The following is a 24,485-nucleotide window of genomic DNA, read 5'->3' on the forward strand; positions in this document are numbered from 1 at the left end:
GATTGTAATTTGGTTTCAACCAAACTACAATCTCTTTTTTGTTTCAATTACTTCCACCAAATCCAAGTCCAAAGATAATTTCGTACATTTCGAGGGGTAATCCGTATGAAGCGTTCACCGTCAAAGAAGCAATTTAAATTTGGAAGAGTTTCATCTGGATTTTCTGGAACAAAGGTGACAATGTTTTCGGTACTTGTAACGGTTACTGTAATTGGTGGATCGGTAGGCGAGACTTGAAGTTGTAACGAAATATTGGCCGTATTTTTAAACTCATTAGTAACAGGTGGACCTATTACTTGTACTGTGAATAACACGATAATTGTTTCGTTTGGTTCCAAATTAGTAGCGACTAGGAAACCGAAATTCGGATTCGCTAGTGGAGAGCGTTCGCCATTAATGAAGACAGTGCCATTTATAAATTGTAAACCTGCTGGAATGGTATCTTGTAAAGAAATATTTGAGAGTGAAATTTCGGAAGTATTTGTAATACGCACCGTGTAATCAAAATATTGATTTAAATAAGCTGAGCTGACGGAAGCACCTTTCGTGACGGTTGCAGTTACAAATTCAACTGGTATACGAACAATATTTGAATTAACAATGAAAGTAATAATTGGATCCTGTGGTGTCAATTGAAAGGCAGCGGTAACTGTTGCAGAATTTACAATTGTACTGTTTGAAGGAATAGAAGTTACGAGAACTTGAAATGTTATAGTTGCTACTGAATCTGCAGGTAAAGAGCCGATATTAATACCGGTGTCTGGACGAATATTTGGAACTGGAGTACCGTTAATTGTTACACTGTTTTCTATAAATGTTGTACCAGCTGGAATTGTGTCTATAACAGAAGTACTAATTGTCGGAATTGGGGAATGATTAAATACCGCTAATGTGAATGTAATGATATCTCCTATAACGACAATAGATTTGTCAGCTGTTTTTTCAATGCGAACCATCGGATCAATAACTGTCGTTGTAACGGTATTTGTTTGTTTTGTAATTGTAATAGGTGGTTTTGTTGGATCAATGATAACGGTATAGGAAACAGAAGCATCATTATTAATTGTAGATTGAAGAGTAGAAGAAGATATTGTCACTTGGAACGTAATAATAACAAATTCATTAGGAGCAAGATTTCCTAACGTAATACCATTTTCAGGATTCTCATTAGGCTGATTGATTCCGTTAATCGTAACACTACCAGCAACAAAAGTCGTATCTATTGGTACGGCGTCTATGGCAAGAAGGTCTTCAATCGTTACATTACCGCTATTCGTAATCGTAATTGTATACGTTAAAGTTTGACCAGGTAAGGCATTCGTTACATCAACAGATTTTATGGCAATGACATTATCATTTTGGACAGTAGTTTTGACAGTATTTGTTGTAGTCGTATTTGTAACAGGTACGTTATTTGGGTTGACTATATAGTTAAAAGTAGTAATTGCGTTGTTGTTTAGTTCATTTGGTGTTGGAATAGAAGTCACAGTTACTTGGAATGAAACGATAGCATCTCCACCAATAGTTATAGTACCAATTGGTATGCCGCTTACTGGATTCACTCCTGGAAGAGTTTCTCCGTTTACAATGACGCTATTTTCTATAAACGTAGTACCTTGAGGAATAATATCTTGAATGATTACATCATTTACTGCAACATTACCGGTTTGATTTAGTGTAATCGTATACGTTAACGTATCACCAACCGTTGCAAATGCAAGGTCAACAGCTTTATTACTATTCAAATTTGCGTGATTAATTTCTGTTGCGGCAGCTGATGAAATAATAGTTTCGGTAATAGGTGGTCGATCTGGTACCGTGTATTCATATTCAATTGTACTCGTGTTAGAGATTGGATTTGTTTGTGGAATCGAAGTAACCCGTACTTGGAATAGAATGGTTGCTGTCGTATTAGGTGGAATAGTATCAATTTGTATACCGTTAAGAGGGTTGTCATTTGGCCGAGCGTTGCCGTTCACGATAACACTATTCTCTATAAAGCTCGTATTTGCTGGGATAATATCTGTAACAATAATGTTTTCGACTTGTATATTTCCGTTATTTATGATGGAAATTGTATAAGGGATGATAGTTTGTAAGTCAGCATATTGGATAGGTGTTGTTTTTGTCGCAATTACATTAGCGGAAATAACTTCAGTGAAGGTAATATTGCTAGTCGATATTTGTTCTTCCGTGTTTATTGTATAACGAGAAGTTGATTGATTTTGAACATGACCGCTAGCAGGAAGAGCTACGACGGTAACAGAAAATGTGACTGGGATAGAAGTGTTAGGAGCAATCGTTCCTACAAGTATACCTACACTTGGATTGGCGTTAAGCTGAGGAATGTTATTTACTAAAACGCTACCGTCAATAAAGGTTGTTCCATCAGGTATATTGTCTGTAAATACAACAGCAGTGGCATCCGTATTCCCTGTATTCGTTAAAGTTGTTGTATAAGTTAAAATGTCACCAATCGTTACAGAGGTTAAATCAACAGTTTTAAGTGAAACGATGTCAGCATCATTAATTTGAACAAAAGTAGTATTGGAAGTAGTAGATTTTTGAATTGGTGCAAAGTCAGGATTGAAAATAAAGTCGTAGACGACGTTTGCAGTATTAGGTGTTGGATTTACAGCAGGTAAATTCGTAACGGAAACTTGGAATGTTATTGTAGCCATTTGACCTGCTGCGACATTAGGAATGGAAAAGCCGATATTTGGATCTGCTGCAGGAAGTACAGTATTGTTAACTATTACACTTCCTGGAATAAATACTGTTCCATCCGCTATAGTATCTGTAAAAAAGATGGAGTTAGTTGTAGTCGATCCATTATTTTGAATGAATACTGTATATTCAATGGTTTCATCAATGTTAGCTAATACAGTATTAGCGGATTTTGTAGCAATAAGAATAGCATCAATAAATTGTATATTTGTACTATTGGAAGAGGTTGTTTCTGAAATTGGTGGTCCGCTTGGGTCTGGTCGATACTCATAGTGAATGACGGCGATATTATTAATGTTATTTTGTGGCGGTATAGAGACTACGCTTACTTGGAACGTAACAATAATCGTATTATTTGGAAGAATTATATCAAGATTAATACCGGTAATTGGATTTTCGTTAAGTCTTGGTACGCCATCTACAAGAATGCTATTTGGAACGAATGTGGTGCCAGAAGCAATTGCGTCAAGTAGGAGAGTATTTGTAATAGGTATTGTACCGGCGTTTGTAACTGCGACTGTATATGTGATGATTTGACCGATACGTGTAATGGATCTGTTAGCGGATTTAATTGCACTAACATTTGCCGTTCGCACTTCAGTATTTACTGCATTTGATAACGATCTACGCTGAATAATTGGAGAACTAGGGTCAATTTGGTATTCGTACGAAGTGTCTGAAATATTAATGACTGTATTGCCCTCTGGTATATTTGTAAGTTGTACTTGGAATGAAATAGTGACTGTTTCATTTGGTTGTATCGTGCCGAGAGTTACTCCGTTTTCAGGATTAGCGCCAGGCTGAGTTACATTATTTATTGCTAAGCTATCCTCAATGAATATAGTACCTTCTGGAATGTTATCAATGAACACGGTATTGTTAGCCGGAACGGTTCCTATATTTTGTAGTGTATTTGTGTAGGTAATCATTTGCCCGATTGATATGAAATTTACATCCGCGCTTTTAACAGAAATAATATTTGCGTTTTGAAGTGATGTTGTAACAATGTTAGAATTTGCAGAGCGATTTACTGGTGGGGCTGTAGGAATACTTACATATTGGTAAGTTGCTGAAGATTGATTTGCAATTTCGGTTTCAGTAGGTGGATTATTTGTTTGCACTTGAAATAGTATCGTTTTGGAACTGTTTGCTGGAATTGTTCCAATCGGTATTCCGTTTTCAGGATTTACACCTGGCTGAAGGACACCATTAATTGTGACACTATCGGGAACGAATGTAGTCCCAGCTGGAATAAAATCTGTGAAATTAATATTTATTGCGTCAACATTACCGATATTTTTCACTTCAGAAATATAAAGTATAGTTCCACCGATATCTACAGTTGTTGGATTGGATGTTTTTGTAATTGTCAATTGTGCTTGCACGAAATTTGTAATGACGATATTACTAGTAGATGTTTCAGTAATAGGCGGTTGCCCTGGGTCTGGTTGGATTGTATATGTTGTATTGGATTGATTTGTAATCGATTCTTGCGAGAATGAATCGTTAATAAGAATTTGGAACGAAATAAGATGAGTAGCGTTTGCTGCTAGGGTAGGTAAAGTAACACCTACATTTGGATTAGCACCAAGTATAGTTGTTCCGTTAAGTGTAAAACTATTTTCTACGAATGTAGTATTTTGGGAGATAGTATCTGAAAATATGAGATTCGTAGCTGGAATATTTCCGGTATTTTCTAGTGTTATTGTGTAAGTCAAAATATCACCTGTTGTTGCTTGCTGTGCATTGACTGCTTTTAAAGAAAGGATAGTCGCATCCGAAATTTGTGTGAAAGCAGGATTAGACGTAATTGTTCGAGAGATGATAGGAGCAGTTGGATCGGCGATAAAAGTATAGTCAATACGGGCTGTATTAGAAATTGGGTTCACGCTTGGAATAGATTGAACGATAACTTGGAATGTTACAGTGACGATTTCTGACGGTGCGATGGAGTTTAATGGTATTCCTACGTTAGGATTGGCACCTGGAACGGAAACACTATTAATAGTTACGCTATTCGGAATAAAGGCAGTTCCTTCGGGGACCAAATCTGTTAAAGTAACTGTATTTGCAGTAGTATTTCCGTTATTTTGAACGACTACTGTGTAAGTGATTGTACCGTCAGTAGATTGAACGAGAGAATCTGTACTTTTAATTACGGATAACGATGCATCAACAACAGCTGTATTAACCGTATTAGACGAGGATGTTGCTGTAACAGGAGGTTGACTTGGATCGACAATATACGTGTAACTTGTAAGTGCTTGATTTATAATTGCTCCTTGTGGTGGAATAGAACTTGCAAGAAATTGGAACGTAATAGTAGCGGAATCACCTGGTGCGATAATACCAACGGGAATACCGAGAGTTGGACTTGCATCTGGAAGTGAAATCCCGTTGAGCGTAACACTATTTGGAACAAATAATGCTCCTTCAGGAACTCCGTTAATGAGTAATACAGAGTTTGCAGGGAAGTTTCCAGTATTCGTTAATGTTGCTGTATACGTAATTACATCTCCAATAGATACGATTGTTCGATTTGCTTGTAAAACAGTTGTAACAGTTGCGTTATTAATTTGTGTTGAAGCGCTATTAGAATTTATCGTGCCTGTAACAGGAGGAGAGGCCGGATCAACGATGAATGCGTATTGAATAGATGCTACGTTTGTAATCGGATTTGAAGGTGGAGTTGATGTAACTATGACTTGGAAAGTAACGGTTAAGGAACTACCTGCGCTAACTGTTCCGACATTAACTCCATTATTTGGATTTGCGCCTGGAATGGTACTTCCATTTACAGCAAAACTATTTTCAACAAAGGTCGTACCTGCTGGAACCATGTCTGAGAAATTTACATTCGTTGCATTTGTATTGCCGCTATTTTGAATCAAAATTGTATAAGTGATCGTATCTCCAATATTTGCAAAGGCTGTATTAGCAGTTTTTACAGCTGAAAGTATTGCTGTATTAATAGAAGTAACGAAGACATTCGTTTCCACATTGCCAGGCTGAGCCAGTAATGCATTGCCTACGTTATATTGGAAGTTAACAAATCCTAAGTTTTGGAGTTCAGGTGTGAACGTTGTTGGATTACTTACGATTTGTACTTGAAATATGATTGTAACAGTTTGATTTGGATTGATTATATTTATGCCAACACCGTTAATAATCGAAGCGGATGGTAATGGAGTGCCATCAACAATAACTGATCCTGCAACAAATTGTGTCCACGATGGTAAAGGGTCTGAGAATATAGCGTTGTTAGCAGGAATATTGCCTGTGTTCGTAATAGTCGTTGTATACGTAATCGTATCACCAATCGTCGCAAAAGTTTTATCTCCTATTTTAATAGTATTTAAAATAGCACTTTCAATTTTTGTTGTAACGTTGTTAGAAATAATATTTTTTGAAACTGGGGGATTAGCTGGATTAACGATATGTTGAAAGCTAACGCTAGCTTGATTAGTAATTGGATTTATAGGCGGAATTTCATTGGCGATAATGTGAAATGCTACGATGACAGATTCGTTTGGCGCGATATCACCGATTGGAACGCCTGTAATGATATCTGTATTTGGGATGCTAGTTCCGTTCAGTGTAAAGCTATTCGGTTCAAAGGAAGTTCCGTCTGGAATAAGGTCGGTAAAAATAACATTTGTTGCACTCACATTTCCGCTATTTGTAATTGTAACGTTGTAGGTAATATCCTGCCCGATATCTACCGTAGATACATTTGAATTTTTTTGTGCAGTAAGGATAGCGCTATTAATTTGTGTTGTCGTTGTATTAGATTGATTAGAAGTTGTAATAGGTGGCTGGCTAGGATCAACGACATAATGATATGTGGTAGAAGCAGAGTTAGAAATGGGATTAAGTGTTGGAAGTGTAATAACAGTTGCTTGGAATGTAACGATTGCCGTATTACCACCATTAATGGAACCAATATTTACACCAGTTGATAAATCGGCGTTTGGAATGGTTTGCCCATTAGCTGTGAAACTATTTGGAACGAAACTTAAATTGCTATCAAGAATATCGATAATAGTTACATCAGTTGCGGTCACATTCCCGGTATTAGGAAGGTTAAGTGTAAATGTTATTGTATTACCAACATCCGCAAAAGTAAGATTGGCTGTTTTGGTGCTAATAATAGTTGCGTTGTTTATTTGAAGGAGTGTAGTGTTGGAAGTAGCTGCACTTGAAACGGGAGGATTAACAGGATCAACAGTAAATTCATACGTCGTTGATGCTGTATTTGGTGCTGGGTTACTAGGGGGAATGCTGTTCACTGTAACTTGAAAGACGATACTATATATTTCGTTTGGTGGAAGTGTTGCAAGTAATACACCTGTATTTGGATCCGCGTTAGGTTGTAAAACGCCATCGACAGTTAATGTGTTAGGAACAAATGTGAGTCCACTTGGTAATGTATCTGTGAATACAATATTAGTTGCATCGGTATTGCCTACATTGGTAATAGAAGTAGTATAAAAAGCAGTTTGCCCGATATCTGCAAAGGATACACTTTCATTTTTCGTCATAGACAATATTGCTTCGTTAATTTGGGTTGAAACAGGATTACTAATTGAAGTTTCTGCATCAGGTGGTGAGACTAATTGATACGATGTTGATGAGAAATTTACAATTGGGTTTTGGTTTGGTAATGATGTTACAGTAACTTGGAACGAAACTGTTACTGTAGTCCCGGCTGTTATTGTCCCAATATTCACACCGTTCGATGGATCCGCCCCACTTTGAGGAACTCCGTTAATAGAAAATGTGTTTGCAATAAATGTAGTGACGCTTGGCACTGTATCTGTAAATATAACATTTTGTGCAGATGAGTTTCCATTGTTTGTTAAAATGACAGTATAAGTGAGTGTGTCTCCAATACGACTAAAGGATTTATCGACTTGTTTTAATGAAAGAATGTTAGCTGTATTAATCGTAGTAAACACTGTGTTTGAAGTAACGTTTCTTGAAACAATCGGTGCATTTGGATCAGCGATAAATGTGTAAGAAGCAGTAGCGGAATTGGCTACAGGATTTTGGTTTGGTGTAGAAGTAGCAGTAACTTGAAATGCGATAGATATTGATTTGTTAGGAGCAATTGATCCGATTGTTATACCTGTATTAGGATCGAGTCCGATGTGTGTACTGCCATTGATTGTGACACTATTCGGAATGAACGTTGTGCCGTCTGGAATAAGATCAGTGAAAGTAATATTCGTTGCATTTGTATTGCCATTATTCGTTAAAATGGTTGTATAGGTAATGGTATCACCTAGTGTAACAATTGTTTGATCGACCGATTTTGCCATCGTTATCATAGCATCTAATACTGGGTTTGTGACAATATTCGTTGAAGTAGAAGTAGTAGCAGGAGTTCCGTTTGGATCAACAGTATAAGAATATAAAATTGTATCGTTACCCATAATTGAACTTGAAGGAGGAACAGAAATAACATTTACTTGGAAGGTAACAGTTACTGTTTCACCAGGCGCGATATTTGGTATAGTTACTCCAAGTGCTGGTTGCGCACCAGATTGCTGAACCCCATTTATTTTGACTGAGTTTGGTATAAAGGTAGTGTTAGCGGGAATTGCGCTCGTGAACGTTATATTCGTTGCAGTCGTATTTCCTGTATTTGTAATAGTTGTTGTATACGTAATCGTATCTCCAACAGAAATGATAGATTTATCAACGCTTTTTTGGGTCGTTAATATTGCACTATTAATTGTTGTCGAAACAGCATTAGATACGTTCGTTTGTGTTACGGCAGGTTGGCTAGGATCAACTACATGTGCAAATTGTACAGAACTAAAATTAGAAATCGGGTTTATACTTGGAATGTTTGTAACAAGTACGTTGAGAGTAATCACGGCCGTTCCATTTGGGTTTATATTTCCAATCTGAATCCCGTTAGATGGATTTCCGATTTGCTGTGTACCAGAATCGTTTGTAAGAGTGCCAGATATGAATGTCGTCCCATCAGGTAAAGTATCCGTGAAAATTATATTTTGTGAAGTGACATTTCCAGGGTTACTTAATGTAATTGTATAAGAAATTGTATCACCAATCGTTGCGAAAGTTTTATCTACAGATTTGATTGCCACAATTTCCCCAGAATTTATTTGTGTCGAAACAGAATTAGATGTCGTATTTCGTGAAACAAGTGGTAAATTAGGTCCTGTCATAAATTTATAATCAATAGAAGCGCCGTTTACAACCGGTGAGTTTGGTCCGCCTGGTCCAATTGTGAAAATTGGATTTGGAATGCTAACTACTTGCACACGGAAGGTAACATTTATAAAATCTCCTGCAATAATATCCCCAATTGGTATCCCGTTCGCTGGATTTACTCCAGGTAATAAAACTCCGCCTACTCGAACGCTATCTTCTATAAATACTGCGTTATTTGGAATCGGATCTGTAAAAATGATATTCGTAGCAGTTGTGTTTCCTACATTTTCTAATAAAACTGTATACGTTAAAAATGAATTTCCAGGTGCTATGTCAGAAAATAGCCGATCCACACTTTTCGTTGCTTGAATAATCGCTTCGTTAATTTGAACTAAAGTTGGATTACTTGTAGCTGTTTCTGTCACCGGCGGCTGGGTAGGATCAACAATGATCGAGTATGTCGTGCTAGACTGGTTCAAAGTTGGATTTGTAATTGGTATTGAGCCAACGATAGCTTGAAAGCTAATTGTTGTCGTTCCTCCAACTGGAATTGAGTCTAAAGAAATCCCGCTATCTGGTCTAAATCCAAGTTGTGGGATGGTATTAATTTGTACGCTATCAGGAACGAATGAAAGTTCAGGTGGTAATATATCGATAAAAACAGGTGTGTTTGCGGTAGTATTGCCGCTATTGATGAGGGTAGTTGTATACGTAATTGTATCTCCAACAGCAGCAAAAGCACTGCTTGCAGTTTTTGTTGCGATAACAGAAGCAGTATTTACTTGTGTAAAGGTTTTATTAGATTGAACTGTTCGTGAAACTGGCGGTTCATTTATATCTACAATAAAGCTATATTGAAGCGATGATTTATTCGGGATTGGATTAGGGTTTGGAAGTGTTGTAATGTTTACTTGAAAACTGAGTGTAGCAGATGCATTTGAATTCAAGTTACCAATATTGATACCGTTTTGTGGATTTGCATTCGGAACGGTTACACCATTTATCTTAAAGCTATTTGGGATAAAGGTAGTACCGTTTGGAATTGTATCAGTAAAAATAATGTTGTTCGCAGTAGTATTTCCGTTGTTTGTAACAGCTGAAGTGAATGTAATTGTATCACCAATTGTAGCGAAAGTTGTACTAGCGCTTTTATTTATTACTAAAGTAGCGTCAATAATTGGTGTAACTGTTGTATTTGTTACGGTGCTACCAACAGCAGGAGATTGGTTTGGATTCACGGTATATTCATAATTTACAAGAGCATTATTTGTTAATGTGCTACTAGGTGGTATCGCTAAAATTTGTGCTTGAAAAGTAATGAATACAGTATCTCCTGGCGAAATATCTGCCAAGTGAACACCAAGTGATGGATCTAATCCTGGTTGTGGAACATTATTGATCGTTACGGAGTTTTGGATAAATGAAGCTCCTGCGCCAAGCCCATCTGTTAAAACAGTTGCACTAGCAGGGATATTACCTGTATTTGTTACTGCAATCGTATAAGTAACAATATCACCAATTGCAGCTGTCGGTGTATTCACAGACTTAGTAGCGACAATAGTAGCGTTATTAATTTGAGTTGTTATTACGTTACTTAACGTATTGGCGGATGCTGGAGGTAAGTTAGGATCTACGACATACTGGTACGTTGTATTACTTTGGTTTGGGATTGGATTTGGATTCGGGATAGAATTTACTTGTACTTGGAATGAGATGATTGTATTTGCATTCGGATTTATTGGGTCGATTGCAATTCCGCTTGCTGGATTGACATTAGGCAGTGTATTCCCATTTACAGTAACACTATTAGGAATAAACGATGTCCCGTTTGGAATTACATCTGTAAATATTACATTTGATGCAAGTGTGTTCCCATTATTCGTTAAAGTAGTCGTGTACGTAATAATATCATTTACGTTAGCAAACTGTTTATCTGCCGATTTAGTAGCGGCAATTGAGGCGTTATTAATAGTTGTCTGTACAGTGTTAGAAGCAACCATCTGCATCACAGCAGGTTTGGATGGATCATACGTATATTGGAATGTTGTGCCTGATTGATTTGTAATTGGGTTTACAGCAGGGATAGTTGGTACAAAAACTTGAAATGCAACGGTGCGTGATGAATTCGCTCCTATCGTACCAATTGAAATGCCGGTGGCAGGATTTGCGTTAGCTACAGGGACATTATTAATCGTTACAGTATTAGGAATGAAGAGGGTACCCGCTGGAATGATATCTGTAAACGTTACATTAGCAGCAGGGATATTCCCGTTATTTGTTAAAATAGTTGCATATAGTATGACATCACCAACATCAGCGAAGTTTGTGCTTGTGAGTTTTGTAGCAACGATATTAGCAGTATTAATTTGTGTAGTTACTATATTGCTAGCAGCGTTTCTAACGAGAGCAGGTAAGTTAGGATCAGCGATAAAGCTATATTGAAGTGAAGCGCTGTTTTGAATTGGGTTTGGTGAAGGTAGCCCATTTGCACTTATTTGAAAAACAATCGTTGTAAAACCACCTGAAGGAATGGAGCCGACTTGAAGACCGGTACTAGGGTCTGCACCTTGTTGTAAAGTACCACCTATAAAAATACTATTTGGTACGATAGTGGAGCCATTAGGGATTATATCGGTAACAATAACATTATTTGCTGTAGTATTGCCAAGATTAGCTAAAGAAATTGTATATGTGATTGGTTGCCCGACATCGGCGATAGTTAAATCTACTTCTTTGACAATCACTACATTTGCTAAATTAATTTGTGTACTTACAGTGTTACTTACAGATGTTTCTATAGTTGGTGGATCGCCCGGATTTAGAATAAAGCTATACTGTGTACTAGATGAATTTAATGTTGGATTTTGTGTTGGTAAAGAGGTGACGGTTACTTGATAAGAGACAGTAAGTGAGCCATTAGCAGCAATGGAAGGTAGCGGAACACCTATATTTGGATCTGCGTTATTTTGAAGTACACCATTAATAAGAAAAGTGTTTGGAATAAAAGTAGTACCGTCTGGATTCGTATCTACGAAAGTAGGGCTATCAGCAGAAACACTTCCTGCATTCGTCAAAGTAACAGTATAAGTTAATATATCCCCTACGGTAGCGAACTCTCGATCCACTGTTTTGGCTGAAATGACATTTGCATCGTTTACTTGAGTAAATGTAGTGGTTGAAGTAGTGTTCTTACTTACAGGTAAAGTGTTTGGATCAACGATAAAGTTATAGGAGATGGAAGCGCTATTTGAAATAGGATTTGGATTTGGAATGCTAGTTATTACTACTTGGAATGAAGCTGTAATTGTAGTATTAGCATTGATGCTACCAATATTGATGCTAGCTGGTGTAACGCCTGGCTGAGTAACACTGTTAACTATAACGCTGTTTGGGACAAAGGCGGTTCCATTCGCAATTGAATCAGATAGTAATATATTGTTCGCTGCAACATTTCCATCGTTAGTAAGAGCAAAGGTGTAAGTTAATACATCGCCAACTTCCGCAAACGTTTTATCTACAGATTTATTAACATGGAGATTTGCTAGTCTAATTGTTGATGTAACAGAATTAGAATTTGCTGTTTTTGAAGTCGGTGGCAAACTTGGATTTACAGTGTAAATATAAGAGGCGAAAGCGTTATTAATAATAGGGTTTTGGGCAGTAATGTTAATGACTGTTACTTGAAAGGATAAGGTAAAAGTAGCTCCACCAGGAATTGTGCCGATAGGTAAAGCAACAAGAGAATCTACATTCTGCAAAACTCCGTTTAGTGTTACAGTACCAAGAGTCAATATCGTTCCGTTTGGAAGTGGATCTGTTAGTTGAACGTTATTAGCGGTTGCATTTCCACTGTTTGTAATAAGGATTGTATAACTTATCGTTTCGCCAATTGTGGCAAATTGTTTGTTAGTTGATTTTGTTAATGTTAAATTCGCATTGTTAATTTGAGTGGAAACGAGATTAGAAGAAATGTTTTTTGTAACGGGAGATTGGCTAGGGTTGACGGTATATTGATAAGAAGCGCTTGATCCGTTAGATACGACATTTGACGCGGGTATTGTGTTTACTACTACTTGAAATGCAACAGTTTTTATTGTGCCGCTTGGGATGGATCCAATGTTCACACCGCTAGCGGGATTTGCGCCCACTTGTGTCGTGCCATCTATTGTTAAACTGTTTAGAACGAAAGTTGTTCCAGTAGGAATGACATCCGTAAAAATAACATTGTTCGCATTTGTATTACCTGTACCTGTAAAGGAAACGGTGTACGTTAGTGTATCACCAATATCTGCAAAATTTTTATCTACTGCTTTTGCCATTGTTACAGTAGCGTTATTCACTTGAGTAGATACGATATTGGTCGTATCAGTCCCACTTACTGCAGGTTGATTTGGTACAGGAATGTATTGATATGTTGTTGTACCACTATTTAATATTGGATTTGTTTGGGGGATAGAAGGAACAAATACTTGAAATGAAATAGTAGTAGTAGAATTTGCAGCAATTGATCCAATTGATATACCATTAGCGGGATTTGCGCCAGCTTGAGTAACTCCGTTCACAGTTACACTTCCTGGAATGAAAGTAGTCCCGCTAGGAATCGGATCCGTATATATAACATTTGTTGCAGCAATATTTCCTATATTAGCTAGGGCAATACTGTAAGTTAATGTTTCACCAATATCTGTGAAAAGTTTGTTAACTGATTTTGTTCCATTAATATCTGCCAGGTTAATTTGTGTTCCAGCAGAGTTGCTTGTTGCAAGACCGTTAAAGGTTGTTCCTCCAGCGATAGGTGTATATTGAAATGTAATATTAGCAGTGTTAGAGATAGGATTTTGACTTGGAAGAGAAACAACAGTAGCTTGGAAAGTTACTGTGCGAGAAGTACCATTATTAATTGTTCCAAGAGATATACCAGCTGCAGGATTTGCATTTGTTTGTGGTACGTTATCTACTGTTACAGTGCCGGGTATAAAAGAAGTACCGTTAGGGAGGCTATCTATAAAAATAGCGTTATTGGCAGGAAGAAGCCCGGTGTTAGGGATAGTAACTGTATAAGTGAGAATATCTCCAATTGCAGCAACACTTTTATTTACGCTTTTCGTTGCTTGTATATTTGGGGAGTTTATATTAATTTGTAAGCCGACTGTATTTAACATATATGCATCTCCGTTAGTAGTTAAACGGATTGCGGCGGATACTTGTGAGTTTGTTAAATAAGGAGAAATATCAATAGAAGTAATATCCCAGCCCTGTCTTCCAGCGGAGATGTTTGTACCTGTAGAAGCACTTTGATTTCGCGTTCCAAATGTCCCAGTTGTATCTAAGTTTCCTGCAGCATTATTAACTTGAGAACCGAAGAAATTATTTACAGCATTATTTGGCCCAGATAAAGCATTTAATGAACTGAAATTTGGTCCAAATAAAGCTTGATCCCCTATTAAATCTGCATCTCCTTCAATAGAACTTAAAAATAACCTCCCGCTTACAGGTCCTCCTGAAGGTGTTAAAAATCCAGAAACAGCTACATCTGCACTACCGGTATCAGCAGAAACACGGTTACCCGCTACATAAATGGTTAAGTTTCTTGCTGGCAATGTCCCGTTTTGATAAGCGACGATAAGCGTCCATCCAGCCGAATTAATTGTTCCATTAGAAGCATCTATAGGATCTACAAGTCCAGGAACCGCGCCTGTAGTATAGGAACCAGAACCTCCAGCTTGAATAAGGGTTGTTACGTCTGCTGAACGAGTGTAAAAGCCAAATGTAATAGAGTTTGAAACGAATGTTTGGTTTGAAGCCGTAACAGCTGAAGGAGTAATCGAGTATGTTGAAACAGGTGTTGTAAAAGAAACTGGGTTTCCTAATACACTCGTAATGTTTTGATCACGAGATAAATAGTTTCCACCCCAAACGAGTTCTGCGTAAAGAATAGTACTACCAGCAGGGATATTTAAAATAGCGGTAGAACTATTTTGTGTATAGTTTAACGTTGTACCAGCAGGAAAAGTAGGTACTTGTAAAGCAGTATTCGTAGTTGCGAATGCACCAATTGCCCCGATTGTACCAGCACGGTTTTGATTACTAATTTTACTTAAGCCTAAAGTATTTCCAGTAATAGCGAGTGCGCCGTTAGTGGTGGTAGAAAATCGATTCGTAATGGGCATGTTGTCACCTCATTTACAATATAGTCTTGGTCAAAATAACATATGTGTGTGACAAATAAAGGGAAACATGTACAAGTTGATTTCGTAATAATGATTTAAATGTCTAGATAAGGGGATGGAGTATGAGTGAATTGGAAATTAGGGTGGAGCGTCTTAGGGAAGCAAAAACAGGGAATATTGTATCATTATCTTCTTATATTGGGTGGGATTATAACAGAGAAGAAATTGAGACTATTTTTAACGCAGGGATTGTATACGGTGTTTGGAATGAGAGAGAGGAACTAATTGCTAGCGCGGCAATAATATTATATGGGGAGAAATTAGCGTCTATCGGAATGGTGATTGTACATCCAGATTATAAGGGGAGAGGGATTGGAAAGATAATAACGGAAGCGTGCGTTAAAAGCGTATCAGCTCATACTCCAATTATGCTTATTGCTACGGATGAAGGGAAACCTTTATATGAAAAGTTAGGATTTAGGGCAGTAAGTTATGTTTCTAAATACATATGTAACTCATACAATGCGAAAGATTATTGTATAAGAAATGAAGATTATGTGATGAATTATGAAGAGGGTGATTTAGAAAAAATAATAAAAATAGATGAATATGCGTTTGGAACAAATAGAAAAGAGTTTTTAAAGAAAAGAATTATGCAAAGTGAACAGTGTATCGTTGTAAAGGACAAGGAACAAAATGTATTAGGTTACGGTTTAAGCATACAAACACCAGAAAATAAGATAATAGGGCCGGTTGTTGCTAAAAATGATGAGATGGCAATGAGAATTGTACATGATTTAGCAAAAGGGCATAATGGTAAATTAAGAATTGATGTACTAGAAGGAAAGAAAGATTTCATGAAAGTATTAGAGATTGCTGGTTTTAAAAAGGTGAATACACCACCAATTATGATGAAAAATAGCGGTCAATTATTAAAAAGGAATAATGAGTTATATAGCATTGCAGCACAAATTTTTGGGTGAAAAAGAATCCTTCTGAATGAAGGATTCTTTTTCGCTAATCACGATATTGATCATGAGTCGGCTGAAAGAGGTCTTCCTCGATATCTCTCACCATAGAAAAATGATCAACGTTATAATGACCGTGTAAAGTTTTATTGTGATGACTAATAATTTGTTCTGCAGACAATACGTTAGAATCAGTTGTTGAATGACCGTTTTTAATTAATGTAACGTCAAATCCTTGTACAGTTGCTGCTCTAACTGCAGTGTCAATGCAATGTTCTGTTTTACATCCGCCTATAACAATATGATTAATGTTTTCTTCTTTTAAAAGTTCAAGTAAAGAAGTGCCGTAGAATGAATTGGTTGCTGCTTTATTAATAAAGATTGCAGACTGGGGTACTTGAATTTGATTATGTACTTCAAATCCTTCGCCACTACCAGAAGCAACATCGATATCTCTTACGAAAACAATAAGAGCATTTGAATCTATTGCTTTCTGCAGGGCTATATTTAGTGTAGATAATAGCTCGGTTTTACGAAAAACTTCATTTTCTTGCTCATTTCCATCAATTAATTCTTGCTGAGCGTCGATAATTAATAGTGCTTGTTTCATCGTGTCTCCCCTTTAATATGAAATAAGTTCCACTGTACATATTCCTTCAGATTGTTAGAAAATCCTCCATTGTAAGCGAAGTAGAAGATTGATTTACAAAGTTGTCAAAGAAATTTCATTCTCATAGCGTGTAAAAACATGTATGATAGGAGATGGAGAATTTTTGAGTAGGTGGGAATAACATGCAAACAGTAGAAGATTATCTTTCATTCTTACATACGAAAGGATTTAAATTATCAGAGGAAGCACAAGGGTTTATTATGTTTGGACAAGGATATACTGGTGCGTCTGATGGGATTGTGAACGCAGCAATAGAAGCGACAATTAAACATCAATTGCAGTTTGATGGTAGTTATTTCGTTGCGTTATTAGAACGATTGAAAGAGGAAGAAATTACAGATAAAAAAAGCGCTAAGGCTTTTATGCGGAAGTTACAAGCGTAACTTCACGCAGCCTGCGCTTCTTTTTTTGTTTTGGAAGGTAATTCAACAAAAATCATGCCTAGAAAAATACATAGACATCCGATAATAGCAGAAATAGAAAGTTGTTCATTTGCAACGAGAACGCCTGTTAATGCAGCAAAAACGGGCTCCATTGCGAAAATAATTGCTACCCTCGTTGGAGAAGTGTGTTTTTGTGCCGATGTTTGAATGAAAAAAGCAATAGATGTTGCAAACAGGGCAGTTAGAAAGAGTGCGAATAAAAAGGATTGATTCGTCCATAGTGATATTGAAAATAACTTTTCCCAATCTTCAAACAAAAAAGCGCAAATAGAAGAAAATATACCAACAGCTAATACTTGAGATGTGCTTAATAATAAAGGTGATATTTTTTTAGAAAAGAAGCCGTTAATAAGAATATGGGCAGCGAAAGCGACTGCACAACCAAGAACAAGTATATCTCCTATATTTAATTGGAAAGAATCAGCAGCTGTTAATAAGTACAAACCTGTTGTAGCTACAGCAATACCAAGTACGATGAAAATGGTGGCTTTTTGTTTTAAAAAGATAAATGATAAGATTGGGACCATAACAATGCTTAGCCCAGTTAAGAAACCTGCTTTTGAAGAAGTTGTATAAAGTAAGCCAAATGTTTGTAATAAATAGCCAACAAATAAGAAGAACCCAACCATTAATCCAGCTAAACTACTATGTTTTAATTCTTGTTTTGAAGTTTTCTGTGAGAAAATAATTTGAACGAATAATAAAATAATTCCAGCGAATAAAAAGCGAATACCATTAAACGTAAATGGACCAACGAAAGACATAGCGTTTTGAACGACAACAAACGTAGCTCCCCAAATAAAAGAGACAAATAATAAAGCAAGAGGAGCAATCCACTCTTTTTTCACACTCATACCCCCGTTAATTTTGTAAGATAGCTTTTCTAGCTAATTCATCAGCTACTTTATTTTGACTACTTGGAATCCACTTAATAAAAAAGAGATCGAAGTTTTTTATGTACTGCAGTGCTTCATCTAAAAGAGGTGCAAATATTGTATTTTTTGCGTATTCCTTTTCAACAGCCCGCTCAACAAGCTGCGAATCTGTACGAAAAGAGACAGTGCTATAATTATGCTCAATGCAATATTTTAATGCTAAAAGTAAAGCGCGGTATTCTGCTTCATGATTGGACATTGTTCCAAGTGGTACTGATAATTGTACAGGTGGCTGAACGCCTTTAATAAACACTCCTGCACCAGAAGGACCAGGATTTCCTTTTGATGCACCATCAATATATACTTCAATCAAAATGAGAAACCTCCAAATTATAAGATGATCCCCTACTTAAATATTTTTTTGAAGTAGGGGATAGAGTAGTTATCCGATTGTGATGCTGTAACGACATGTAAATGTTTCATTCGCTTGTAAAGATTGAATTCCCTTTTTGTTCTTGAAATCTTTTGCTGGATTTACTTCATCAGCGATGCCATACCAAGGTTCAATACATAAGAAAGGTGCGTTATCCCCTGGTGTCCATACGCCAACAAATGGGAATCCATCAAATTCTACTTTTACAAATTTATTATGTTTATGAGAACGAATCGAAATTTCATTCGTATTCATATGTTCAAAAATAAGTGCATCATTTTTGAATAAATCATATGTAAGTGGCAATTCAGTCGTATTTTCAGCGATTAATTGCTTTTTGTTTGAAAGATAAGGTCCTTCTAATACGCTTGTTTCTAAGCGTTCCGAACCATTAAACGATAAGTGATAATCTGTAAATGATTCACCGTCCAATAAAGGGAAGTTGAATCCAGGATGTGCTCCGATTGAGAAGAACATCTCTTTTGAAGTAGGATTGTTTACTTCATATGTTATATGAACGCTTTGTCCATTTAGCTCATAAGAAACGAGTAATTCGAATTCGTATGGGTATTTTTTTAATGTTTCTTCATTACTAGTAACGATATAAGTGATTTTTGTTTCGCTTTGTTCTTTCACAGAGAAAGTAAGATCACGAGCGAAACCGTGTTGTGTTAATGAATATGGTTTACCGTCTACGTAGTATGTATTATCTACTAATCGGCCGACAATTGGGAACAAAATTGGTGCACGGCGTCCCCAATAAGTAGAATCACCTTGCCATAAATATTCTATGTTGTCTTCTTTTAAGCGAACGCTCTGTAATTCTGCACCTTTGTCAGAAATGGAAACGATCACTTTTTCATTTTGAATTGTTGCTGTCATGAAGTGAAACCTCCTAAATCTTTCATATGTTTTATTATACGTTGTCTAAAAGGAAAAAGGTAGTTTATGATAGGAATCTATTGACGAAAGAGGGGCTACCACGTAAAATATAATCTTGTTGCCTAAAAAACGAATAACGTGGTTCGAAACCATCCCACGTAAAAAAACTAAGGAGATTTTGTCATGAATATTAGAACTTTAGTCGGTAATGGTATTTTAGCGGCATTATATATTGCTGTTTCTATGCTTATTCAGCCATTTGGCTTTACGAATGTACAATTTCGTATTTCAGAGATGTTTAATCATCTCGTTGTATTTAACAAGAAAGCAATTTACGGAATTGTATTAGGTGTATTTTTAACGAATCTCTTTTTCTCACCTATGATCGCTTACGATTTAGTATTTGGAGTAGGGCAATCTATTCTTGCATTAGTTGCAACGATTATTTCTATGCGATTTATTAAAGGTGTTTGGGCTCGTATGATTTTTAATACAGTTATCTTTACAATTACAATGTTTATGATTGCAATTGAACTTCATCTTGCATTTGATCTACCATTTATGTGGACTTGGTTAACATGTGCAGCAGGTGAATTCGTAGTAATGGCGATCGGTATGCCTGTAATGTACTGGATTAATAAGCGAGTACAATTTGAAAGATTTATGTAATAGATGAAAGAGCTATTCCTATGGGATAGCTCTTTTTGTATGTAATCACATTGAATATTATGCTGTGACTCTAGATAAAATATAATAAAATAAAGTGAGGCTTTCATTAGCTGGCTACATATAAGAAGTCTTACATAAGGGGAATGTAGTATGAAATATAAAATTCATTGGTTGTATAAAACGAAGCGTGGATTGCAGACGGAATTAACAACAGAGTATATGAACATAGAAGAAGTACTTCAATTTGCAGAGGATTTTGAGAAAACAGGAAGAGCTAAGGAACTTTTATTTTACGATGAAATGGACGCAGAATGGTCATTAAAAGAGATGAAAAAGTTAAGTAAGCAAGTAGAGGAAGAGCCCCAAGAAATACTCGTTTATTTTGATGGGGGGTATGATGTGCAAACGAAAGAAGCTGGCGTTGGTATATGTGTGTATTATAAAAAAGGAAATACAAACTACCGCATTCGCCGCAATGCATATATAGAAGGTATATATGATAATAATGAAGCGGAATATGCATCATTATTATACGGTATGAATATACTCGAGGAACTAGGGATTAAGTATGAAGCAGTTACACTTCGCGGAGACTCACAAGTGGTACTGCAGCAATTAGCCGGAGAATGGCCTTGTTATGATGAACATTTAAATCATTATTTAGACCAAATTGAGCAAAAGGCGAAGCAAATGAAATTAAAACTTATATGTGAGCCGATATCTAGAAAACAAAATAAAGAAGCACATCAATTAGCTACGCAAGCATTAGAAGGAACAAGTATTGATAGTCATAAAGAAATAACCGAATAGAGAGGTGCAAAGGTGGATAAAAAGCAACTCATTACAGAGGTAAATGACTTATTAGAAACGTATTGTGAAGGATGTTTTTTGCGAGAACATAATCGAAAGACAAATAGTAAGTATTACGCTCATTCATTTTGTATAAGGCAATGTACAGTGGGAGAAACATTGAAAAAGTATGGGGAACAGTTGTCATGAAAAAACATCCAGAGAAAATTCTCTGGATGTTTTTTAGTGTCTTGCTTCGTTTAGTTGATGCTCACATTTATTTAATTTTTTTTCCTCATTCATTAAAAATGGCTCATCTAAATCAGTTGCAACAGATTTCATAATTTCAAGCTGAGAGCGAGCTGCTTCTACAGCAGTAGTAGCATGTTCTAATGTATCTGGATCCATTGAAATTGTTGCTGATCCTACCATTTTTTGTGCTGTTTCTACACGGAATTTCACTTCTTCAAAATCATTTACTTCTGATCCCATTAATAATTCCTCCTTTGTATAGTGCGCATTTCACATAGTTTTTGCTCTGTAAAACGGAAATATACAAAGGAATAACAAAGGAGGTTACCAAGTAAGGTAACCTCCTGTTATATGTTGGATTAAAGTTTTACTACGTTAGCAGCTTGAGGTCCGCGGTTACCTTCAGTAATGTCGAAAGATACTTCTTGACCTTCTTCTAAAGCTTTGTAGCCGTCGCCTTGAATAGCAGAGAAATGTACGAATACATCGTCAGCGCCTTCCATTTCGATAAATCCAAAACCTTTTTCGTTGTTAAACCATTTTACTTTTCCTTGCATGTTACAATTCCTCCTAAAAGCGTTTACTATTTTCATTTAGTGAAATTCATTTTAAAAAAATAATATAAACTAAAAATGCTATATTCTTGAATATTCTGCTAAATGATTAATTTAAATATACACGAATTGGGAGAATTTAGTCAAGTAAGCGATTTTATTTTTTTGTATTTTTAAATAATTTTTCAGTCAAATTTTTAAATAGGTATAGGACAGGCCGAGTATGTAATATTCTTAATTGAATGCTATACATAATGAGGTGAAAGAATGAATAAGTCTTACTTATTAGATAATGAAGGAATGAGAACGAGAACCGACATACCGGATTGGGTTGCAAAAGAATTTGAGATTTTTTCAAATGTTGTGTTAGAACCAACTTTTCCATGTTATTTCGGTTTAACAGCTTTGAAAAAGAATGAACTTCGTTATTCATTTCTTTCTCATAATGATTGGAGTCATTTGCCACATACAATGTTATCTTTTTTAGAGTTAATGAAAGAGAGGCCGATTGTAAGAAGGGGCTTTTTCCTTTTTGTAGAACCGGAATGTGAAGAACAGCCACTCGAATATTACCGTGATTCCTTTTGGAAAGTGTTACAGTATTTACATGAAAACGATAATCAAGCATGGCCAAAGCAAATTCCTGAAGATCCAGACCATTATTTATGGGAATTTTCATTTGGTGGTGAGCCAATATTCGCATTTGGAAATGCGCCAGCTTATAAACAACGAAAAACTAGACATTTAGGGAATTCTCTCGTTATTGGGTTTCAGCCACGCACTATTTTTGATGGATTAGAGGGAGATCGTCCTAAAGGAGCATATTCAAGACAAATGGTCCGTGAGCGAGTTGAAAAGTGGGATCAATTGCCGAAACATCCTAACATTAGTCATTATGGTGACCCGGAACATCGTGAATGGAAACAATATTTCATAGGAGACGATGTAGAGCCAATAAAAGGGAAATGTCCTTTTCTTCATAGGATAGAAAAGTAAGAGCCATCACCTAGATGGCTCTTTTGTATATTTTGGATAAAAAAGGGTATTTTATTATGAAAGCTAGTCTATTTTTTCAAATTACATCATTAACTAGTAGTAAAGAGAGTAGAAAGGATAGAGCGATGTTTGGAGCAATTATACAGCAAATCGTATTAGGTATATCATTAGCTGCGCCAGTAGGGCCGATTAATATTGAAATGTTAAAACGAGGAATTGAACGTGGGTTTTGGCACGCTTGGGTTGTTGGAATTGGTGGAATGACTGCAGATGTTTTATTTATGCTTCTCATTTATTTCGGTTTATCTTCTGTGTTTATGTATACATATGTACAAGCCTTCATGTATTGTACGGGTTTTTTCTTGTTATTTTATTTAGGATTTCAAAGTGTAAAACAAGGAATTTTCGACTCGAATATGGAATATAAAAAAGAAGAGGTAGGTGGCCTTAAGCAATCGTTTATGGCAGGATTTTTAATTGCGATATCCAATCCATTAAATCTTGTTTTTTGGTTTGGTATATACGGAAGTACACTTAGCTCATTACTTACGAAGGTAACGAAACAAGAAGCTTTTTTGTACAGTCTTTGCATTATTGTTGGTATTATTTTATGGAATTTAAATATTGCTTTTTCTGTACATTTTGGAAGAACTTTATTAAAACCAAAAGCGCTTGGCTACATAACAGCCGGAGCAGGTATTATTTTAGTAGGTTACTCTATACATTTTGCATACAAAGCTTTACAGTTGTTCACATAAGATTGAAGGGGAGATTTTTATGTATCGAACCACTATTGACGGAAAAGAAATTATAATTACGTTAGCGCCAAAAATCCGAAAAGAAATTACTGATAGAAATCCACTATATGAAGCGGTATTTCATAATGCTGCAAGATTGTTACAAACAAAGCAACCGACGTTTGCAGTAAATCATGAAATATTTGGGCTCATTATTGGAGAAGTGCAAAGAGGAGAAGTAACAGTGTTTGCAGTGGAACATATTATTCCGAAGCAAAATATATTTGGACCAAACAATTTTTTCTCGACAATAGAACAGCAGGCAAATTTGTAAAGTGAATAGAATAAGAATAGAAAAGAAATAGTCGTAACGATATGTTGCGGCTGTTTTTTGGGAAAAGGGGGAAACAAGATGAAGAAAGTGGGGAAAGAGTTCTTTTTACAACATGATATCGTTATTATGTATAGCATTCTATTTGTTTTCATTATTATTTTAAAAATGCAATTTTTTACGTGGTTTGGCATGTTAGCATGTATGTTTGGGATTGTTTTCTATACACTTAATGAATATATGACACATCGTTTTTTATTCCATATAAAGCCACCTAAAAACACATTTCTATTAAAAATGTTAAGAAGATTGCATTATGATCACCACGTATATCCAGATGATTTAAAACTTTTGTTTTTACCTGTATGGTTTAGTATACCTAGTTTTACTATATATTTACTTATAGCATATGGTATTACAAAAAGTGTTACTATTACACTTTCATTTGGAATCGGAATGATTATTATGCTGCTCGTTTACGAATGGAAACATTATATTGCTCATAGACCGATTCGTCCCGTCACTAAGTTTGGAAGATGGCTAAAAAAACAACATATATTACACCATTATAAAAATGAAAAGTTTTGGTTTGGTGTTTCAAATCCAGTATTCGATTTTATATTTGGAACACTTAAAGACGGAAAAGATGTTGAGCTAAGCGAAACGGCTCGTAATTTAGAAAAGGAAAAAAAGACAAAAGTAGTGCGTTAAGCACTGCTTTTGTCTTAATGAGGATAAATAAGTAAAGTGTCACTTTATTTTGAAAAAGTATATTAAAAATTTAGGGGAAATTGCCGAAAAATGTC

General features: G+C 36.0%; 16 protein-coding genes and 1 riboswitch. Of the genes, 9 read left to right on the forward strand and 7 right to left on the reverse strand.

The genetic code is table 11. The annotated features are described in order from the left end of the window. Nucleotides 1-47 precede the first annotated feature (47 nt). Nucleotides 48-15,080, reverse strand: coding sequence for a DUF11 domain-containing protein (locus NST90_RS08015; protein WP_283748216.1), 15,033 nt, complete (start codon nucleotides 15,078-15,080; stop codon nucleotides 48-50). 122 nt (nucleotides 15,081-15,202) lie between these two features. On the opposite strand from NST90_RS08015, the gene NST90_RS08020 reads away from it, so the two are divergent. After that, complete coding sequence (locus tag NST90_RS08020) at nucleotides 15,203-16,063, forward strand: GNAT family N-acetyltransferase (protein ID WP_025709234.1); 861 nt, start codon at nucleotides 15,203-15,205, stop codon at nucleotides 16,061-16,063. A 34-nt stretch (nucleotides 16,064-16,097) separates the two neighbouring features. Here the strand turns inward: NST90_RS08020 and NST90_RS08025 are convergent, their stop codons facing one another. Beyond that, nucleotides 16,098-16,658: a cysteine hydrolase family protein gene (locus NST90_RS08025; RefSeq protein ID WP_006928708.1), complete on the reverse strand. Its 561-nt coding sequence runs from the start codon at nucleotides 16,656-16,658 to the stop codon at nucleotides 16,098-16,100. 182 nt (nucleotides 16,659-16,840) lie between these two features. Between NST90_RS08025 and NST90_RS08030 the strand changes: the two genes are divergently transcribed. Further along, nucleotides 16,841-17,101, forward strand: a complete 261-nt coding sequence (locus tag NST90_RS08030) for a DUF6123 family protein (protein ID WP_001195212.1) — start codon at nucleotides 16,841-16,843, stop codon at nucleotides 17,099-17,101. Nucleotides 17,102-17,103: 2 nt separating this feature from the next. Here the strand turns inward: NST90_RS08030 and NST90_RS08035 are convergent, their stop codons facing one another. The 3 genes from NST90_RS08035 to NST90_RS08045 all read right to left on the reverse strand — a co-directional run bounded on the left by NST90_RS08035 (nucleotide 17,104) and on the right by NST90_RS08045 (nucleotide 19,351). Then, nucleotides 17,104-18,009, reverse strand: coding sequence for a DMT family transporter (locus NST90_RS08035; protein ID WP_000712609.1), 906 nt, complete (start codon nucleotides 18,007-18,009; stop codon nucleotides 17,104-17,106). Between the two features lie 13 nt (nucleotides 18,010-18,022). Further along, nucleotides 18,023-18,409 carry a reverse transcriptase-like protein gene (locus NST90_RS08040; RefSeq protein WP_025709233.1) on the reverse strand — a complete coding sequence of 129 codons (387 nt, stop codon included), beginning with the start codon at nucleotides 18,407-18,409 and terminating at the stop codon, nucleotides 18,023-18,025. Between the two features lie 69 nt (nucleotides 18,410-18,478). Continuing rightward, a complete protein-coding gene (locus NST90_RS08045; protein ID WP_025709232.1) occupies nucleotides 18,479-19,351 on the reverse strand; it encodes an aldose 1-epimerase family protein in 873 nt (290 codons plus the stop codon). Nucleotides 19,352-19,483: 132 nt separating this feature from the next. Beyond that, nucleotides 19,484-19,528, forward strand: a riboswitch (PreQ1 riboswitch). A 6-nt stretch (nucleotides 19,529-19,534) separates the two neighbouring features. Between NST90_RS08045 and NST90_RS08050 the strand changes: the two genes are divergently transcribed. The 3 genes from NST90_RS08050 (at nucleotide 19,535) to NST90_RS08060 (ending at nucleotide 21,019) form a co-directional block, all read left to right on the forward strand. After that, nucleotides 19,535-20,020 carry a QueT transporter family protein gene (locus tag NST90_RS08050; protein WP_001026471.1) on the forward strand — a complete coding sequence of 162 codons (486 nt, stop codon included), beginning with the start codon at nucleotides 19,535-19,537 and terminating at the stop codon, nucleotides 20,018-20,020. A gap of 150 nt (nucleotides 20,021-20,170) precedes the next feature. Next, complete coding sequence (locus NST90_RS08055; RefSeq protein WP_000875547.1) at nucleotides 20,171-20,830, forward strand: ribonuclease H family protein; 660 nt, start codon at nucleotides 20,171-20,173, stop codon at nucleotides 20,828-20,830. 12 nt (nucleotides 20,831-20,842) lie between these two features. Next, nucleotides 20,843-21,019, forward strand: coding sequence for a zinc-finger domain-containing protein (locus NST90_RS08060; protein ID WP_000358801.1), 177 nt, complete (start codon nucleotides 20,843-20,845; stop codon nucleotides 21,017-21,019). 33 nt (nucleotides 21,020-21,052) lie between these two features. Here NST90_RS08060 and NST90_RS08065 read toward each other — a convergent pair whose 3' ends face one another. Further along, complete coding sequence (locus NST90_RS08065; protein WP_000534392.1) at nucleotides 21,053-21,301, reverse strand: DUF2564 family protein; 249 nt, start codon at nucleotides 21,299-21,301, stop codon at nucleotides 21,053-21,055. Between the two features lie 119 nt (nucleotides 21,302-21,420). Further along, a complete protein-coding gene (gene cspB, locus NST90_RS08070) occupies nucleotides 21,421-21,618 on the reverse strand; it encodes a cold shock-like protein CspB (protein WP_001161731.1) in 198 nt (65 codons plus the stop codon). A 264-nt stretch (nucleotides 21,619-21,882) separates the two neighbouring features. Here cspB and NST90_RS08075 point away from each other — a divergent pair, with 264 nt between their 5' ends. The 4 genes from NST90_RS08075 (at nucleotide 21,883) to NST90_RS08090 (ending at nucleotide 24,390) form a co-directional block, all read left to right on the forward strand. Beyond that, nucleotides 21,883-22,611 carry a YqcI/YcgG family protein gene (locus NST90_RS08075; protein WP_001043767.1) on the forward strand — a complete coding sequence of 243 codons (729 nt, stop codon included), beginning with the start codon at nucleotides 21,883-21,885 and terminating at the stop codon, nucleotides 22,609-22,611. A 14-nt stretch (nucleotides 22,612-22,625) separates the two neighbouring features. Next, nucleotides 22,626-23,369, forward strand: a complete 744-nt coding sequence (locus NST90_RS08080; protein WP_001196841.1) for a LysE family transporter — start codon at nucleotides 22,626-22,628, stop codon at nucleotides 23,367-23,369. 19 nt (nucleotides 23,370-23,388) lie between these two features. Beyond that, nucleotides 23,389-23,682 carry a hypothetical protein gene (locus NST90_RS08085; RefSeq protein WP_000286361.1) on the forward strand — a complete coding sequence of 98 codons (294 nt, stop codon included), beginning with the start codon at nucleotides 23,389-23,391 and terminating at the stop codon, nucleotides 23,680-23,682. A 78-nt stretch (nucleotides 23,683-23,760) separates the two neighbouring features. Next, on the forward strand, nucleotides 23,761-24,390 hold the full coding sequence (locus NST90_RS08090; RefSeq protein ID WP_000755401.1) for a sterol desaturase family protein: 630 nt from the start codon (nucleotides 23,761-23,763) through the stop codon (nucleotides 24,388-24,390). Nucleotides 24,391-24,485: the final 95 nt, after the last annotated feature.

This window comes from Bacillus sp. FSL E2-8900 (assembly GCF_037966225.1).
GTDB lineage: Bacteria > Bacillota > Bacilli > Bacillales > Bacillaceae_G > Bacillus_A > Bacillus_A cereus.